Origin of the sequence: Paraburkholderia sp. BL25I1N1, assembly GCF_003002025.1 — a bacterium.
GTDB lineage: Bacteria > Pseudomonadota > Gammaproteobacteria > Burkholderiales > Burkholderiaceae > Paraburkholderia.
The window spans coordinates 1-16375 of sequence record NZ_PVZB01000018.1; the positions used below are offsets into that span (position 1 = coordinate 1).

General features: G+C 62.4%; 12 protein-coding genes. 9 read left to right on the top strand and 3 right to left on the bottom strand.

Translation table 11 applies throughout. The annotated features are described in order from the left end of the window. Positions 1-3216, top strand: a 3216-nt coding sequence (locus B0G73_RS25460; RefSeq protein WP_181196644.1) for a YadA family autotransporter adhesin, incomplete at its 5' end; no start/stop codon positions are given. A gap of 126 nt (positions 3217-3342) precedes the next feature. Beyond that, the gene (locus tag B0G73_RS25465; RefSeq protein WP_106284000.1) at positions 3343-4092 is read left to right on the top strand and encodes an OmpA family protein; all 750 of its coding nucleotides are present in this window, start codon (positions 3343-3345) and stop codon (positions 4090-4092) included. A gap of 68 nt (positions 4093-4160) precedes the next feature. On the opposite strand, the gene B0G73_RS25470 is transcribed toward B0G73_RS25465, so the two are convergent. Further along, entirely contained in the window at positions 4161-5006 is an 846-nt protein-coding gene (locus tag B0G73_RS25470; protein ID WP_106284001.1) for a MurR/RpiR family transcriptional regulator, read from the bottom strand. A 298-nt stretch (positions 5007-5304) separates the two neighbouring features. Between B0G73_RS25470 and edd the strand changes: the two genes are divergently transcribed. The 4 genes from edd (at position 5305) to B0G73_RS25490 (ending at position 10109) form a co-directional block, all read left to right on the top strand. Further along, on the top strand, positions 5305-7215 hold the full coding sequence (gene edd, locus B0G73_RS25475) for a phosphogluconate dehydratase (RefSeq protein WP_106284002.1): 1911 nt from the start codon (positions 5305-5307) through the stop codon (positions 7213-7215). 87 nt (positions 7216-7302) lie between these two features. Then, the gene (gene eda / locus B0G73_RS25480) at positions 7303-7944 is read left to right on the top strand and encodes a bifunctional 4-hydroxy-2-oxoglutarate aldolase/2-dehydro-3-deoxy-phosphogluconate aldolase (RefSeq protein WP_106284003.1); all 642 of its coding nucleotides are present in this window, start codon (positions 7303-7305) and stop codon (positions 7942-7944) included. Between the two features lie 259 nt (positions 7945-8203). Further along, positions 8204-9601, top strand: a complete 1398-nt coding sequence (locus B0G73_RS25485) for a GntP family permease (RefSeq protein WP_106284004.1) — start codon at positions 8204-8206, stop codon at positions 9599-9601. A gap of 10 nt (positions 9602-9611) precedes the next feature. Next, a complete protein-coding gene (locus B0G73_RS25490) occupies positions 9612-10109 on the top strand; it encodes a gluconokinase (RefSeq protein ID WP_106284005.1) in 498 nt (165 codons plus the stop codon). Positions 10110-10199: 90 nt separating this feature from the next. On the opposite strand, the gene purB is transcribed toward B0G73_RS25490, so the two are convergent. Further along, positions 10200-11588, bottom strand: a complete 1389-nt coding sequence (purB, locus tag B0G73_RS25495; RefSeq protein WP_106284006.1) for an adenylosuccinate lyase — start codon at positions 11586-11588, stop codon at positions 10200-10202. A gap of 127 nt (positions 11589-11715) precedes the next feature. Beyond that, positions 11716-12468: a glycosyltransferase family 2 protein gene (locus tag B0G73_RS25500; protein WP_106284007.1), complete on the bottom strand. Its 753-nt coding sequence runs from the start codon at positions 12466-12468 to the stop codon at positions 11716-11718. A 236-nt stretch (positions 12469-12704) separates the two neighbouring features. Here B0G73_RS25500 and B0G73_RS25505 point away from each other — a divergent pair, with 236 nt between their 5' ends. The 3 genes from B0G73_RS25505 to B0G73_RS25515 all read left to right on the top strand — a co-directional run bounded on the left by B0G73_RS25505 (position 12705) and on the right by B0G73_RS25515 (position 16303). After that, complete coding sequence (locus B0G73_RS25505; RefSeq protein WP_106284008.1) at positions 12705-13661, top strand: LysR family transcriptional regulator; 957 nt, start codon at positions 12705-12707, stop codon at positions 13659-13661. Positions 13662-13799: 138 nt separating this feature from the next. Then, positions 13800-15122 carry a Glu/Leu/Phe/Val dehydrogenase gene (locus B0G73_RS25510; protein WP_106284009.1) on the top strand — a complete coding sequence of 441 codons (1323 nt, stop codon included), beginning with the start codon at positions 13800-13802 and terminating at the stop codon, positions 15120-15122. Between the two features lie 287 nt (positions 15123-15409). Then, positions 15410-16303: a glutamate/aspartate ABC transporter substrate-binding protein gene (locus B0G73_RS25515; protein ID WP_106284010.1), complete on the top strand. Its 894-nt coding sequence runs from the start codon at positions 15410-15412 to the stop codon at positions 16301-16303. The last annotated feature ends 72 nt before the right edge of the window (positions 16304-16375 follow it).

Consider the following 16375-nt stretch of genomic DNA (forward strand, 5'->3'; position numbering starts at 1 on the left):
CTGGGTTCGAACTCGGTGGCGAACTCGACGACGCTGACGACGGCAGGCTTCACGCCGGCCGGCGGCTCGGCGATCACGGCAGCGACGGCGCTGGGTGGTGAAGTGTCGGTGGGCGCAGCAGGTGCAGAGCGTCGCATCACGAACGTGGCAGCAGGCCTGAACGCCACGGACGCGGTGAACGTGAGCCAGTTGCAATCGGAAGATGCGAAGGTGACCAACGTCAGCAATAACGTTTCGAACCTGAGCAACAACGTCAGCAACATCGCTGGCAATGTCACGAACATCAGCAACGTGGTGAACAACATCACCAGCGGCGGTACGGGCATCAAGTACTTCCACGCGAACTCGACGCTGGCGGATTCGTCGGCAACGGGTACGGATGCAGTGGCGATCGGTGGCAACGCTTCGGCAACGACGGCGAACTCGGTGGCACTGGGTTCAAACTCGGTGGCGAACTCGACGACGCTGACGACGGCAGGCTTCACGCCGGCCGGCGGCTCGGCGATCACGGCAGCGACGGCGCTGGGCGGTGAAGTGTCGGTTGGTGCAGCGGGCAAGGAACGTCGCATCACGAACGTGGCAGCCGGTTCGGCAGCGACGGACGCGGTGAACGTGAGCCAGTTGCAATCGGAAGATGCAAAGGTGAACAACGTCAGCAATAACGTTTCGAACCTGAGCAACAACGTGAGCAACATCGCGGGCAACGTCACCAACATCAGCAACGTGGTGAACAACATCACCAACGGCGGTACGGGCATCAAGTACTTCCACGCGAACTCGACGCTGGCGGATTCGTCGGCAACGGGCACGGACGCAGTGGCGATCGGTGGCAACGCTTCGGCAACGACGGCGAACTCGGTGGCACTGGGTTCGAATTCGACGACGACGACCGCAGTGGCGACCAGTGGCACGACGATCGGTGGCGTCACCTACACGTTTGCAGGCACGGCTCCGACGAGCACGGTGAGCGTGGGCTCGGTGGGTAACGAGCGCACCATCACCAACGTGGCCGCAGGCCGCCTGAGCGCGACCAGCACGGACGCGGTCAATGGCAGCGAGCTGTACGCGACCAACCAGCAGGTGACGCAGAACTCGAGCGACATCACTAACCTGACGAACAACATCAACAACGGTTCGGTGGGTCTGGTGCAGCAGGATGCGACGTCGCGCAACATCACCGTGGCGAAGGGTAGCGACGGTACGGTGGTGGACTTCACGGGTACGGCGGGTTCGCGCAAGCTGACCGGTGTAACGGCGGGTGTTCTGAGCGCCGCGAGCACGGATGCGGTCAACGGTTCGCAGTTGTACTCGACGAACAGCAACGTGGCGAACCTGAGTAACAACGTCAGCAACATCGCGGGTAATGTCACCAACATCAGCAACGTGGTGAACAACATCACCAACGGCGGTACGGGCATCAAGTACTTCCACTCGAACTCGACGCTGGCGGATTCGTCGGCAACGGGCGCGGATGCAGTGGCGATCGGCGGCAACGCATCGGCAGCGAATGCCGGCGCGGTGGCACTGGGCGCGGGTTCGACGACGGCAGCAGCAGTGGCGACCACTGGCGCGACCGTCGGCGGCGTGAACTACACGTTTGCAGGCACGGCTCCGACGAGCACGGTGAGCGTGGGCTCGGTGGGTAACGAGCGCACCATCACCAACGTCGCGGCAGGCCGCCTGAGCGCGACCAGCACGGACGCGGTCAATGGTAGCGAGCTGTATGCGACCAACCAGCAGGTGACGCAGAACTCGAGCGACATCACCAACCTGACGAACAACATCAACAACGGTTCGGTGGGTCTGGTGCAGCAGGATGCGACGTCGCGCAACATCACCGTGGCGAAGGATAGCGACGGTACGGTGGTGGACTTCACGGGTACGGCGGGTTCGCGCAAGCTGACCGGCGTGGCCGCTGGTGAAGTGAGCGCAACGAGCGTGGATGCGGTGAACGGTTCGCAGCTGTTCGGTGTGTCGCAGAGCGTCGCGAATGCAATCGGCGGTGGTTCGACGGTGAACACGGATGGCTCCATCACGGCGCCGACTTACGCGGTGGGCGGCACGACCGTCAACAACGTGGGTGACGCGATCACCAATCTGGACGACCGCACGACGCAGAACACGACGGCGATCACCAACATCAACAACACGCTGAACACCATCAGCAATGGTGGCGGTGTCACGTACTTCCACGCCAACTCCGCGTTGCCGGATTCCCAGGCAATCGGCGCGGATTCGGTGGCGATCGGTGGTAACGCGAAATCGCTGGCGGCGAACTCGGTGGCATTGGGTTCCAACTCGGTGGCGGATCGCGCCAACACGGTGTCGGTGGGCTCGGCGGGCAACGAACGCCAGATCACCAACGTCGCGGCAGGTACGGCGGATACGGATGCGGTGAACGTCGCGCAGTTGAAGGCGTCGGGCGTGATCAATCCTAACGGCACGACGAACGCGGCAGTCACGTATGACCACAACGCGGACGGTACGACCAACTACAACAGCATTACGATGGGTAACGGTGTTGCAGGCGGTACGACGATCCACAACGTGGCAGCAGGTACGGCCGGCGACGACGCAGTCAACGTCACGCAGATGAACGCGGCGATTTCCACCGTCACGAACATTGCCGCCGCAGCGAGCAACCCGATGTTTGCTGCAAACGGCAACCGTGACACGGAAGCAGCGGTCGCGAGCGGTACGCATTCGACGGCAATGGGTGCGAACGCCAGCGCAAGCGCGGCCAACTCGGTGGCGCTGGGTGCGAACTCGGTGGCGGACCGTGCTAACACGGTGTCGGTGGGCTCGGCGGGCAACGAACGCCAGGTCACCAACGTGGCAGCGGGTACGGCAACGACCGACGCGGTCAACGTCGGCCAGTTGAACGATGCAATCGGTTCGGCCGTCGGCAACGTGCCGGCCGGCATGACCGCGAAGGACTACACCGACAAGCAGATCAGTTCGGTGCAGAGCAGCGTCAACCAGGTTGCGAAGAACTCCTACGCGGGTATCGCGGCGGCTACGGCACTGACCATGATTCCGGACGTCGATCAAGGCAAGACGATCGCGGTCGGTATCGGCAGCGGTACGTACAAGGGTTCGAGCGCTGTGGCACTCGGCATCTCGGCGCGTATTACCGAGAACCTGAAGATGAAGGCCGGCGCGGGCACCAGCTCGCAAGGCACGACCGTCGGCTTGGGTGCTTCCTATCAGTGGTAAGCGCCTCGACGGATGGGATGCAAATTCCATCCGTCGGCCCTGATCCGCAGATTTCCTAACTGAAAGCGCGCCGTTGTTGGCAGCACACGCAGCAACGGCGCCGCTTCAAACACTGAATCCGTTGAAATGAACTCGACTCTTTTTAAATATCTCCGCGCGCCGTTGCTCGGCGCGTTCGTCGCCGCGCTCGCTGCCTGTACCACGCAGTCGGGTGCGACCTACACGTTGCACGCCATCAGCACGCCGAACCAGCAGGCACGCACTTATCACGTGACCTGTCAGGGACTTTTCGAAAGCTCGCAGGCTTGTGTGCGCGTGGCCGAAGAAACTTGTAAAGCCCAGCCCGTCACCTGGCTCGAATCGATTGACGGCGTACGCAACAACGAGCCGAAGAAAGATCCGCGTGAAGGAACCTTCATGTGCGGTACGCCTGCCGTGCAGCAGCCGGTGACGCAGCCAGTCGTACAGCAGCCGGCGCCGGTGGTGATCGCGCAGCAACCCGCCCCGCAACCGCAAGTCACGGTGCAACAACGCCGTCTGCTGTTGCAAGGCAACGCGAACTTCGCCACCGATAGCTCGGTACTCAGCGCGGTCGCCAAGGACAATCTCGACCAGTTCTTGCGCGTGAACAAGGAAGTACACCTTCGTCGCGTGACCGTGATCGGCTATACCGACAAGACAGGCTCCGAGCCGCATAACCGGATGCTCTCCGAAGCGCGTGCCGCGGCTGTCGTCGCTTATCTGCGCGACGGTGGCCTTCAGGCCGACCAGTTCTCATCGAAGGGCATGGGCAGCGCTGATCCGGTCGCCACGAACGCAACCGCCGAAGGTCGTATGCAAAACCGTCGTGTCGACGTGCGCGTCTTCGCCGAGTAAGTCGGGCGACGCAAAAGTTTGACCATCAAAGGCCTGCCGTCGCGCAGGCCTTTTTCTATTCCGGCGCTTCAGGGCTCGCCGTCGATGCGCAGCCGGCCGATCACGCCTTTCGCCTGGCCGAGCCTTTCGACGAGTTCAGGTCCGCGCCTGAGCGCCACGCCGACCGCCAGAATGTCGCCGATCGCGAGATGCGACATGCGCGAGGTCATCGGTGAAAACACGTCGTTTTCTTCCACGACGTTCGAGAACAGGCAAATGCTCGCAACCCGTGCGAGCGGTGAACTGCCGTGCGTGATGGCAATCACTTTGGCGCCGCGTGCGAGCGCGGAGCGCGCTGAATCGATGATGTCGCGCGTGCGGCCGGTATTGGAAATCGCCACGACGACGTCGCCGGGTTCGAGCAGCGCCGCCGACATCGAATACGTGTGCGGATCGGAGTACGCGACGCTCGGCATGCCGAGCCGGAAAAACTTGTGCTGTATATCCTGCGCGGCGATGCCCGAGCCGCCCGCGCCGTAAAACTCGATGCGCGCGGCGTTCGCCAGCAGTTCGACGGCCGCTTCGATGCTGTCCGGCGACAGGCTGTTGCGCACCTCGATCAGCGTGCCGATGGTCCGGTCGAACACTTTGGCGATCAGCCCGGACGCACCTTCGTCCGACCGCACGTCGCGATAGACGGTCGGCACGCTGGACGCGATACCTTGCGCCAGCCGGATCTTGAACTCACGAAACCCCGAAAAGCCCAACGCGCGACAGAACCGCGCGATGGTCGGCTGGCTGACGCCCGCGCGGGCGGCGACTTCGGTCATCGACAGATCGAGCACCTCGCGTGGCGATTCGATCACATAGTCGGCCAGCTTGCGCTCGGACGGCCGCAACTGCTCGCGCATCTCTTCGACTTGGGACAGCATCATCGGAAAACTCGCACTATGCTGAAGAATGCGTGGACTATAGCTGATTGCCAGAAAGGTACAAAAACTACATTTGGCGCGTAGGTGTATTCCCTAGGATGTTGTTGAAATTTGGCGGCGGGCCGGCAGTAAAGGGCTTCTGACGATTCGGCGATGCGGCGTCGCAACAAGAATCCACATTGCGATCGTGTAGTTTTTCTACTAACATGACGTTGTCGGTTGACCCGACGCCCCCGCGATACCCACCTGGCATCGCGCGCGCATCGACTGCGCGTCTTAGGCCAGCGACGAAGGAGCTCCGATGGTTTCCCCGCATTCGCAATTGTTGAAGGTCACGCAGCGCGTGGTCGAGCGTAGCAAGCCCACTCGTGAGGCGTATCTCGCCCGCATCCACCAGGCGCAGGGCAAGTTCCCGGCGCGCGGCGCGCTCTCCTGCGCCAATCTGGCGCACGGTTTCGCCGGCCTCGAAGGCAACGACAAGCTCGTCATCAAGCAGATTCGCGAGCCGAACATCGGCATCGTGTCCTCGTACAACGAGATGCTGTCGGCCCACGCCCCGTACAAAAACTACCCGGACATCATCAAGCAGGCCGCGCGTGAAAACGGCGGCGTCGCGCAATTCGCGGGCGGCGTGCCGGCCATGTGCGACGGCGTCACGCAAGGCAATGCGGGCATGGAACTGTCGCTGTTCTCGCGCGAGGTCATCGCCATGAGCACGGCAGTCGCGCTCACGCACAACATGTTCGACGCGGCACTGTGCCTCGGCATCTGCGACAAGATCGTGCCGGGCCTGTTGATCGGCGCGCTGCAATTCGGCCATATCCCAACCATCTTCGTGCCGGCCGGCCCGATGGGCAGCGGCCTGTCGAATGACGACAAAGCCAAAACACGCCAACTCTTCGCGACCGGCCAATGCGATCGCGGCGCGCTGCTCGAAGCGGAAGCCGCCGCGTATCACAGCCACGGCACCTGCACGTTCTACGGCACGGCGAACAGCAACCAGATGCTGATGGAAGTGATGGGCCTGCATCTGCCGAGTTCGGCTTTCGTGCATCCGCATACGCCGCTGCGCGATGCGCTGACCGCGCAGGCCGCGCGCCGTGTGCTCGATCTGACGGTCGAGCGCGGCAACTACATGCCGATCGGCCACGTGATCGACGAAAAGGCGATCGTCAACGGCATCGTCGCGTTGCTGGCGACGGGCGGCTCGACCAACCACACGCTGCATCTGGTCGCGATTGCACGCGCGGCCGGCATCGTGATCGACTGGGACGACTTCGACACGCTGTCGCAAGCCGTGCCGCTGCTCGCGAAAATCTATCCGAACGGCAAGGCGGACGTGAACCACTTCCACGCAGCCGGCGGCGTCGCGTTCCTCGTGCGCAATCTGCTCGAAGGCGGCTTGCTGCACGAAGACGTGAACACGGTCGCGGGCAAGGGGCTCAAGCACTACACCGAAGAGCCGAAGCTGATCGACGGCAAGCTGCAATGGGTGCCGGGTGCGACAGCGAGCGAAGACACCGCGGTGCTGCGCGGCATCAAAGAACCGTTCCAGCCGGACGGCGGCCTGCGTCTGATGCAGGGCAAGCTCGGCCGTGGCGTGATCAAGATTTCGGCGGTGGCGGCGCAGCATCGCAAGGTGAGGGCGCCGGCGATCGTGTTCGATTCGCAGGAAGCCGTGCAGGAAGCGTTCGACAAGCACGAGCTGAAGCGCGACTTCATCGCTGTCGTGCGCTTCCAGGGCGCGCGCGCAAACGGCATGCCCGAATTACACCGTTTGACGCCGCTGCTCGGTGTGTTGCAGGATCAAGGTTTCCATGTTGCACTGGTCACGGACGGCCGCATGTCCGGCGCGTCGGGCAAGGTGCCGGCGGTGATTCATCTGTCGCCGGAAGCGTTGCTGCAAGGGCCGATCGGCAAGGTGCGCACGGGCGACATGCTGGTGATCGACGCCGACGCCGGCGTGCTCGACATGGAAATCGACGCGGCGGAATGGAGCGCGCGCCAGGGCGCCGCGCCGCAGCATCAGGCGGCGAACGAAGTTGGCTTCGGCCGTGAGCTGTTCGGCGTGTTCCGCGCGGCGGCGGCGCCGGCGGAGCAGGGAGCGTCGGTATTCGGCGCGATGGTGGGCGAGCGCGCGGCGCCTCATGCAGCGTCGCACGACACTCACGAGGCTGCGCGTCACGGCGAAAAAGCCAAAGCGCACACCTGAAACACGCTAGCGGCACGCAAGCAGCAAATCGGCACCCAACAAGCACCACTCAAGCCAGCCAAGTGCTGCAGAACAAGGAGTCTGACTATGACGTCGAAAACAGTAAGCGATATCGTGCGCCTAGGCCCGGTGATTCCGGTGCTCGCGTTCGACTCGGTCGAACAGGGTGAACACGTGTCGCGCGCGCTGCACGCGGGCGGCGTGAAGGTGCTGGAAATCACCTTGCGCACCGCAGCAGGCCTCGAAGCGATCGAACGCGCGAGCCAGTTGGCCGAAGATATCGTGGTGGGTGTCGGTACGATTACGAAGCCCGAGCATTGCGCTCAGGCCAAGAAGGCGGGTGCGCAGTTCGGCGTCTCGCCGGGCCTGACTAGAGACATGCACAAGGCCGCGCAGGATGCGGGCTTGCCGCTGCTACCGGGCGTGATGACGCCGTCGGACATCATCGCGGCGCTCGAGCTCGGCTACGAGATCGTGAAGTTTTTCCCGGCGCAGCAAGCCGGCGGCGTGCCGATGCTGCAAGCGTTCCACGGCCCGTTCCCGAATCTGAAGTTCTGCCCGACCGGCGGCATCACGGCGGAAACGGCCACGCATTTCCTGTCGCTGCCGAACGTGGTGTGCGTGGGCGGCTCATGGCTCACGCCGAAAGCCGCGCTCGCCGCGCAAAACTGGGACGAGGTCACGCGTCTGGCGCGTGCCGCGAGCCAGCTGGCGGCGCCGGCTCACTAGGTTGAATCCGCGCGCTCGTTAACCCTTTATCAAGGTCCGACACGAAGGAGCCTCGTCGATACAGCTGTTCAGGCTGTCTTGGCGAGGCTCTTTTTGCGATATGCGCGGAGAATTGGCGCACGTCTTGAGATAACAAACAGTAAAATTCAGCGTCCGCGCGGTCAGCCCGGTTTCAAGGCCCCGTACAGGTCGCCGTGAGACACGGTGCTGGCTGTGTTCCGCACGCACTCACAATCAATAACGCAAAAGGAGGAGCTTCATGGAAGCTGTCCACGGCAGCACGCTGCTGGTCTTCGCGGTGATCGCCATCGCATTGCTGATCCTGCTGATCACACGCTACAAGGTTTATCCGTTCCTCGTTCTGATCATCGTGTCGCTGCTGCTGGGTCTTGCATCCGGCATGCCGATGGCGACCATCGTCAAATCGTTCGAAACGGGTAATGGCAATACGCTTGGGCATATCGCCATCGTGGTCGGTCTGGGCACCATGCTCGGCAAGATGATGGCCGAGTCGGGCGGCGCCGAGCGCATCGCCACCACGTTGATCAACTTCTTCGGCGAGAAAAACATCCATTGGGCGATGATGATCGTGGCGATCATCGTCGGCTTGCCGGTGTTCTTCGAAGTCGGTTTCGTGCTGCTGATCCCGATCGCGTTCAACGTTGCGAAGCGCACCAACAAGTCGTTGCTGCTGGTCGGCTTGCCGATGGTGGCGGGTCTGTCCGTCGTGCACGGCCTGCTTCCGCCGCATCCGGCCGCGATGCTCGCGGTGCAGGCGTATCACGCGGATATCGGCAAGACCATCGCTTATGGGCTGATCGTCGGTGTGCCGACCGCGATCGTCGCGGGTCCGCTGTTCGCGTTGCTGATCAGTCGATACATCAAGCTGCCGAAAGAGAACGCGCTTGCCGCGCAATTTCTCGGCCACGGTGACGAGACCAAAAACGGCGCGCAGAACGCAGCGCAGAACGTGGCACCCAAGCGCGAACTGCCGAGCTTCGGCATCACGCTGCTCACGATCCTGCTGCCGGTGATTCTGATGCTGGTGGGAAGCTGGGCCGATCTCTTCACCACGCCGAAAACCTTACCGAACGACCTGCTGCACTTCGCCGGCAATTCGGACGTCGCGCTGCTGATCGCGGTGCTGGTGAGCTTCTGGACCTTCGGCGCGAGCCGCGGTTTCACTCGCGAGCAGATCCAGAAATTCTGCGGCGACTGTCTCGCGCCGATCGCGGGCATCACGCTGATCGTCGGCGCGGGCGGCGGTTTCGGGCGCGTGCTGATGGATAGCGGTATTTCGAAGGAAATCGTCAATGTGGCAACGGCCATGCATCTGTCGCCGCTGTTGTTCGGCTGGCTGGTGGCCGCACTGATTCGTCTGGCCACGGGTTCGGCGACGGTCGCCATGACCACCGCGTGCGGCATCGTCGCACCGATCGCTTCGGCTAGCGGCGTGCATGTGGAGCCGGAGTTGCTGGTGCTCGCCACGGGTTCGGGCTCGCTGATCTTCTCGCACGTGAACGACGGCGGTTTCTGGCTGATCAAGGAATACTTCGGTATGACGGTGGGGCAGACCTTCAAGACATGGTCGCTCCTCGAAACCATCATTTCACTGATGGGCTTGGGTTTGACCTTCGCACTCGCGGCGGTCGTGTAAGGAGTTTTTGATGATTCTGATCGCAATGGGCGTGTCGGGCGCCGGCAAGACGAGAATTGGCGAAATGCTGGCGGAACGCCTGCATTGCGCCTTCACCGATGGCGACGCGTTTCACAGCGCCGCCAACAAAGAGAAAATGCACCACGGCATTCCGCTTACCGATGAAGACCGGTGGCCGTGGCTGCAAACCATCCGCGCCGCGATTGTCGAGAAGCAGAAGGCGGGCGAGACGGCCGTGTTCACGTGCTCGTCGCTGAAGCGCTCGTACCGCGACGTTTTGCGCGATGGCGACAAGGACGTGTGCTTCGTGTATCTGAAGGGTTCGCGTGAGGTGCTGGAGCAGCGTCTGACCACGCGCACCGGGCATTTCTTCGATCCGTCGCTGCTGCAAAGCCAGCTCGATACGCTCGAAGAGCCGGGCCCGGACGAAGCGATTACGGTGAGCATCGAATTGTCACCGGAAGAAATCGTCGTCGAGGTGCTGAAGCAGGTCGAAGCGCGCAAGTGAGTGTGTTTCGCTGCTGAAAATGAAAAACCGCTCCACGGAGCGGTTTTTTTACGCCTCGACTTTAACGAGGCAATCGGCAATCGAGACCGCTTAAGCGATCCGCTTAGCCAATTCGACTGCCTTGCCGATATAGGAGCCCGGCGTCATCGCGAGCAAACGATCTTTCGCGTCCTGCGGAATCGCGAGGCCGTTGACGAACGTTTGCAGCGCTTCACGCGTGATGCCCTTGCCGCGCGTCAGTTCTTTCAACTGCTCGTACGGATTCTCGATGCCGTAACGGCGCATCACCGTTTGCACCGGCTCGGCCAGCACTTCCCAGCAGTTGTCGAGGTCTTCGTTCAGACGCTGCGCATTCACTTCCAACTTGTCCAGACCGCGGATCAGCGAGTCGTACGCGAGCAGCGAGTAACCGAACGCCACGCCGATATTGCGCAGCACTGTCGAATCGGTCAGGTCACGCTGCCAGCGCGAGACCGGCAGCTTGTCGGCGAGGTGGCGCAGCGTGGCGTTGGCCAGGCCGAGATTGCCTTCCGAGTTTTCGAAGTCGATCGGGTTGACCTTGTGCGGCATGGTCGACGAACCGATTTCGCCGGCCTTGGTGCGCTGCTTGAAGTAACCGACCGAGATATAGCCCCACACGTCGCGGTCCAGATCCAGCAGGATCGTATTGGCGCGCGATACCGCGTCGAACAGTTCGGCCATATAGTCATGCGGCTCGATCTGGATCGTGTACGGATTGAAGGTGAGTTTCAGACGTTGCTCGACGACTTCGCGCGAGAACGCTTCCCAATCGAATTCCGGATACGCAGAGAGATGCGCGTTGAAGTTGCCGACCGCGCCGTTCATCTTGCCGAGCAGTTCGACCTTGGCGATACGATCGATCGCGCGCTCCAGGCGGGCGGCGACGTTGGCGAGTTCCTTGCCGAGCGTGGTCGGGCTGGCCGGCTGACCGTGCGTGCGCGACAGCATCGGCTGCTCGGCGTGCGCGTGAGCGAGAGCGACGAGACGCTGATGCACCGAGCGCAGCGCCGGCAGGATCACGTGTTCGCGGGCGCCCGCCAGCATCAGGCCGTGCGACGTGTTGTTGATGTCTTCCGACGTGCAGGCGAAGTGGATGAACTCGCTCGCGCGCTCCAGTTCCGCCTGACCCTTCACCGATTCTTTCAGCCAGTACTCGACCGCTTTCACGTCGTGATTCGTCACACGTTCGATTTCCTTGATGCGCGCGGCGTCGTGCGCGGTGAAGCGCTCGGCCAGTTGCAGCAGGAATTGCTCGGACGCTTCGGAAAAGCGCGGCACTTCGGCGAAACCGGCGCGCGAGAGCGCGATCAGCCAATGGATTTCGACGGTCACGCGGTTGCGCATGAAAGCGGCTTCCGAGAGCCAGTCGCGCAAGGCTTCGGTTTTCGAGGCGTAGCGGCCGTCGAGCGGGGAGAGCGCGTTCAGCGCGAAGAGGGTGTCGGGATGGGTGTCGGACATGATGGCGGCGTGGCGCAAGGGTGAAAACGCGGAGGAAACTGCGGGAACCGCGAATTTTACCACCGGACGCCGACCGGCCGATTTCGGCGCGGCGCCACGCGGCGCCGGCGTAACGCCCGCGCGGCGGCTAGCCCGGATAGCCTTCGTAGCCGGGGAACAGGGTAGGCAGCGTGAACGGCGGCAGCGAGTAGCGCGAAAAGCAGCGCGAGGTGGAGGCGGGATGGACCAGATGCAGGCAGCTCGCTTGCGGATCGTCCACCGCGATCACGTTGCGGCCCGCTTCGACTACGCGCCGGATGAAGCTCTCGTCGTCGCACAGATTGATGTCGTCGAAGGCCGAGACCGCGGCAAGGGCTTTGTCGTACACATAAGAGAAGCCGTAGAACAGGATAAAGTCCGCGCCGATCTGCATCTTCTCGTGGAATTCGATGGGGCTGACCGAACGCCCGCTCAGTTCGTAGTGCAGGCCTACCTTGGCATTCAGGTCCATGTAGCCGAAGAACTGCGTGTGCGGCGCGTACATGAAGAAGCCCGACAGCTTGATCAGGTCTGCGCGGTTCTCCTGCATCGTCGTGACCATGTGCGCGAGGTAGTGCGGCGCGTAGTGGTCGTCATCGTCGAAATGGGCGATGAGCGAGCCGCGCGATTCCGCGATCAGCGCGTTGCGCTTGGCGCCGATCGACATGCGCGCGGCGCAATGAAAGTAGCGAATGCGCGCGTCCTGCAAAGCCAGCGCCTGCAAATACGCGCTCGGCTCGGGGCTGTCGTCGAGGATTAGCCATTCCCAGTCGACCTGCTGGCGCAGCACGCAGCGCGCGATGGCCGGCAGGAACCCGTCGCGATTGGCCGTCGGCGTGATGATGGAGACGAGTGGGGACATGGCGGGTCTCGCGCACGGAAAGGCGCGTTATCAAAGAGAGTTGATGGAGGGTGCGGCGTGCTGCCGCCGGGGTGTGCGCGCAGCAAGATAGCGGCTGGCGGCCGGGCGGCGCCATCGGCGCAATCCGATTTCCTGACGTGGGGTTATCACGCGATCTCGCGCACGGCCGCACCTGGCGGTCTCACGACACCCACTAGAATGCTGACTTCCTCTCTCCCGTCGGCAGCAGGCCCCGCATGGAACTGAAATGGCTCGAAGACTTCGTTTCGCTCGCGGAAACGCGTAGTTTCAGCCGCTCGGCTGAATTGCGCCACGTCACGCAGCCGGCGTTCTCCCGGCGGATTCAGGCGCTCGAAGCATGGCTCGGCACGGAGTTGATCGACCGCTCGGTCTATCCGACGCGGCTCACGGCGGCCGGCCAGGTGTTCAACGAACAGGCGCTCGCGATGCTCTCGCAGTTCCACGAAGCGCGCGCGTTGCTGCGCGGCCATACGGCGACGCCGCAGGCGACCATCGAGTTCGCCGTGCCGCACACGTTGTCGCTGACTTACTTTCCACGCTGGCTGCAGCGGATCGAAGCCCATCTGGGTCCGATCCACACGCGTCTGCGCGCCCTGAACGTGCACGACGCGGCGTTGTCGCTGGTGGAAGGCGGCTGCGATCTGATGATGGGCTATCACCATCCCAGCCATCCGGTCGCGCTCGATCCGGGCCGCTACGACATGCTGACGCTCGGCAACGAACCGATCAGTCCGTTTTCGGCGCCGGGCCGCGCTGGCCGGCCGCGTCACACGTTGCCGGGCACGGGCGAGGCGCCCACGCCTTACCTGTCGTACACGCCGAACGCCTATCTGGGACGCATGACCGAAGTGATACTCGCCAACGCGCCGGCGCGCCTGTACCTCGACCGCCTCTACGAAACCGACATGGCCGAGGGACTCAAGGCGATGGCGCTGGCCGGGCACGGCATTGCCTTCCTGCCGCACAGCGCGGTCGAGGACGCGGTCGCCGACGGCAAGCTGATCCGTCTTGACCGCGCCACGCGCGGCACGCCGGAAGGCCAGCTCACACTGACCATGGAGATCCGCCTCTATCGCGACAAGCTCGCGGCGAAGAGCGACGATGCGCGACAGATACTCGCGCGTCAATTGTGGGAGGTGGTGTCGCAAGAACTGGCGCAAGGCACGGCCTGAAATCCTGCCTCCTTACGACGCGAATTTGCGGCTTCTTGATGGTTATGCAAAAAAAACATAATCGGATAAGGAAACGGCATTGGATTTCAAAACGGCGTTTTTCCACAATGCTGACATTCGTTCAACGCCGGAGCGTTCATGTCATCCCAGCAACAGGCAGCACAAGCAGCCCAATCCGCATCAACGTTGCAGTCGGTTCCTTCCTACCTGAATAAAGACGATCTCGGCCCGTGGGGCAACTACCTGCGTCAGGTGGATCGCGTCGCGCCGTATCTCGGCTCCCTGTCCCGCTGGCTCGAAACCCTGAAGCGCCCGAAGCGCATTCTGATCGTCGACGTGCCTATCGAACTCGATAACGGCACGGTCGCTCACTTCGAAGGCTATCGCGTGCAGCACAACGTGTCGCGCGGTCCGGGCAAGGGCGGTGTGCGTTACCACCAGGACGTGACGTTGTCGGAAGTGATGGCCTTGTCGGCGTGGATGTCGGTGAAGAACGCTGCGGTGAACGTGCCATACGGCGGCGCGAAGGGCGGCATCCGTGTCGACCCGCGCACCTTGTCGCGTGGTGAACTGGAGCGCGTGACGCGCCGTTACACCAGCGAAATCGGCATCATCATCGGACCGAATACCGACATTCCCGCGCCGGACGTGAACACGAACGAGCAGATCATGGCGTGGATGATGGACACGTACTCCATGAACCAGGGCCAAACGGCCACCGGCGTGGTGACGGGCAAGCCGATTACGCTGGGCGGTTCGCTCGGCCGCCGCGAGGCGACGGGCCGCGGCGTGTTCGTGACGGCTTCGGAAGCCGCGCGCCGTATCGGTGTCGACATCGAAGGCGCACGCATTGCGGTTCAAGGTTTCGGTAACGTGGGCGGCATCGCGGCGCGTCTGTTCCAGGAAGCCGGTTCGAAACTGGTCGCGGTGCAGGATCACACCGGCTCGCTGTACAAGTCGACCGGTATCGACGCCGTCGCATTGCTCGACCACGTGGCCAGGACGGGCGGTGTGGGTGGTTTCCCCGAAGCCGACGCCGTCACGAACGAGGAGTTCTGGACCGTCGAATCGGACATCCTGATTCCGGCGGCGCTGGAAAACCAGATCACCGAAAAGAACGCCAGCAAGATCAAGACGAAGATCGTCGTGGAAGGCGCGAACGGCCCGACCACCACGGCTGCGGACGACATCCTGCACGATCGCGGCATCCTCGTGATTCCGGACGTGGTGGCCAATGCCGGCGGCGTGACCGTGTCGTACTTCGAGTGGGTGCAGGACTTCTCGAGCTTCTTCTGGACGGAAGACGAGATCAACCAGCGCCTCGAGCGCGTGATGCGTGAAGCGTTTGCCGCAGTGTGGCAAGTGTCGAGCGAGCAGAAGGTGTCCGTGCGGACAGCGGCATTTATCGTCGCATGTAAGCGGATCCTGGAAGCACGCGAACTGCGCGGCCTGTATCCCTGATCTTTCCGCTTCTTTCGGCTTCTTTTCCGCTTCAAACGGCGGTTCCGCTACCCCGCGGGACCGCCGCCAATCCTTGCTTCAGCGCGGTCCACAAGACTGCGTGTTCGACCCGGCGGGCGGCATCGTATCGATGCCGCCCGCCTTTGCATATACGGAAAGGTTGACCGACCTGCCCCCAAAGCGCCGCAAACCCCTAGCGGCGCGCGCGCAACAACATGGTTTATAGCCATACTTTCAGAATAATTACTTTGCTAAACTGGCGCCGGTTCTTGCCAAGGAGATCACACATGAAGGTTAAAAAAGCTGCGCTGCTGCTCGCGACTCTCGGACTGTTTACGGTTGGCGCGCATGCGCAAGACGCTGGTACGCTGAAAAAGATCAAGGACACGGGTGTCATTTCGCTGGGTCATCGCGAATCGTCGATCCCGTTTTCGTATTACGACGACAAGCAGAACGTCATCGGCTACTCGCAGGAATTCGCGCTGAAGGTCGTAGAGGCAGTGAAGCAGAAGCTGAACATGCCGAACCTGAAGGTCAAGCTCACGCCGGTCACGTCGCAAAACCGTATTCCGCTGGTGCAGAACGGCACCGTCGACATGGAATGTGGTTCGACCACGAACAATGCTGAACGTCAGCAGCAGGCTGCCTTCTCGAACACGATCTTCGTGATCGGCACGCGCCTGATGACCAAGAAAGACTCCGGCATCAAGGACTGGGCGGACCTGAAGGGCAAGACGGTCGTCACGACCGCCGGCACCACGTCCGAGCGCCTGCTTCGCAAGATGAACCAGGACAAGAGCATGGGCATGAACATCATCAGCGCGAAGGACCACGGCGAGTCGTTCCTGACGCTCTCCACCGGCCGCGCCGCTGCCTTCATGATGGACGACGCACTGCTCGCGGGCGAACGCGCGAAGTCGAACAATCCGGGCGATTTCGTGATTGTCGGCACGCCGCAATCGCATGAAGCGTACGGCTGCATGATTCGCAAGAACGATCCGGAGTTCAAGAAGGTAGTCGACGACGCGATCGCCAAGGTCGAAACCTCGGGCGAAGCCGACGCGATCTACAAGAAGTGGTTCGAATCGCCGATCCCGCCGAAGGGCCTGAACCTGAACTTCCCGGAAAGCGACGACATCAAGGCGCTCTACAAGAGCCCGAATGACAAGGCAATCGATTAAACCTTAGCTGTTTTTTTGAAACGCTGAACGAAACGGAAGGGGCCACGCGCTTCTTCCGTTTCTTTTTGCTGG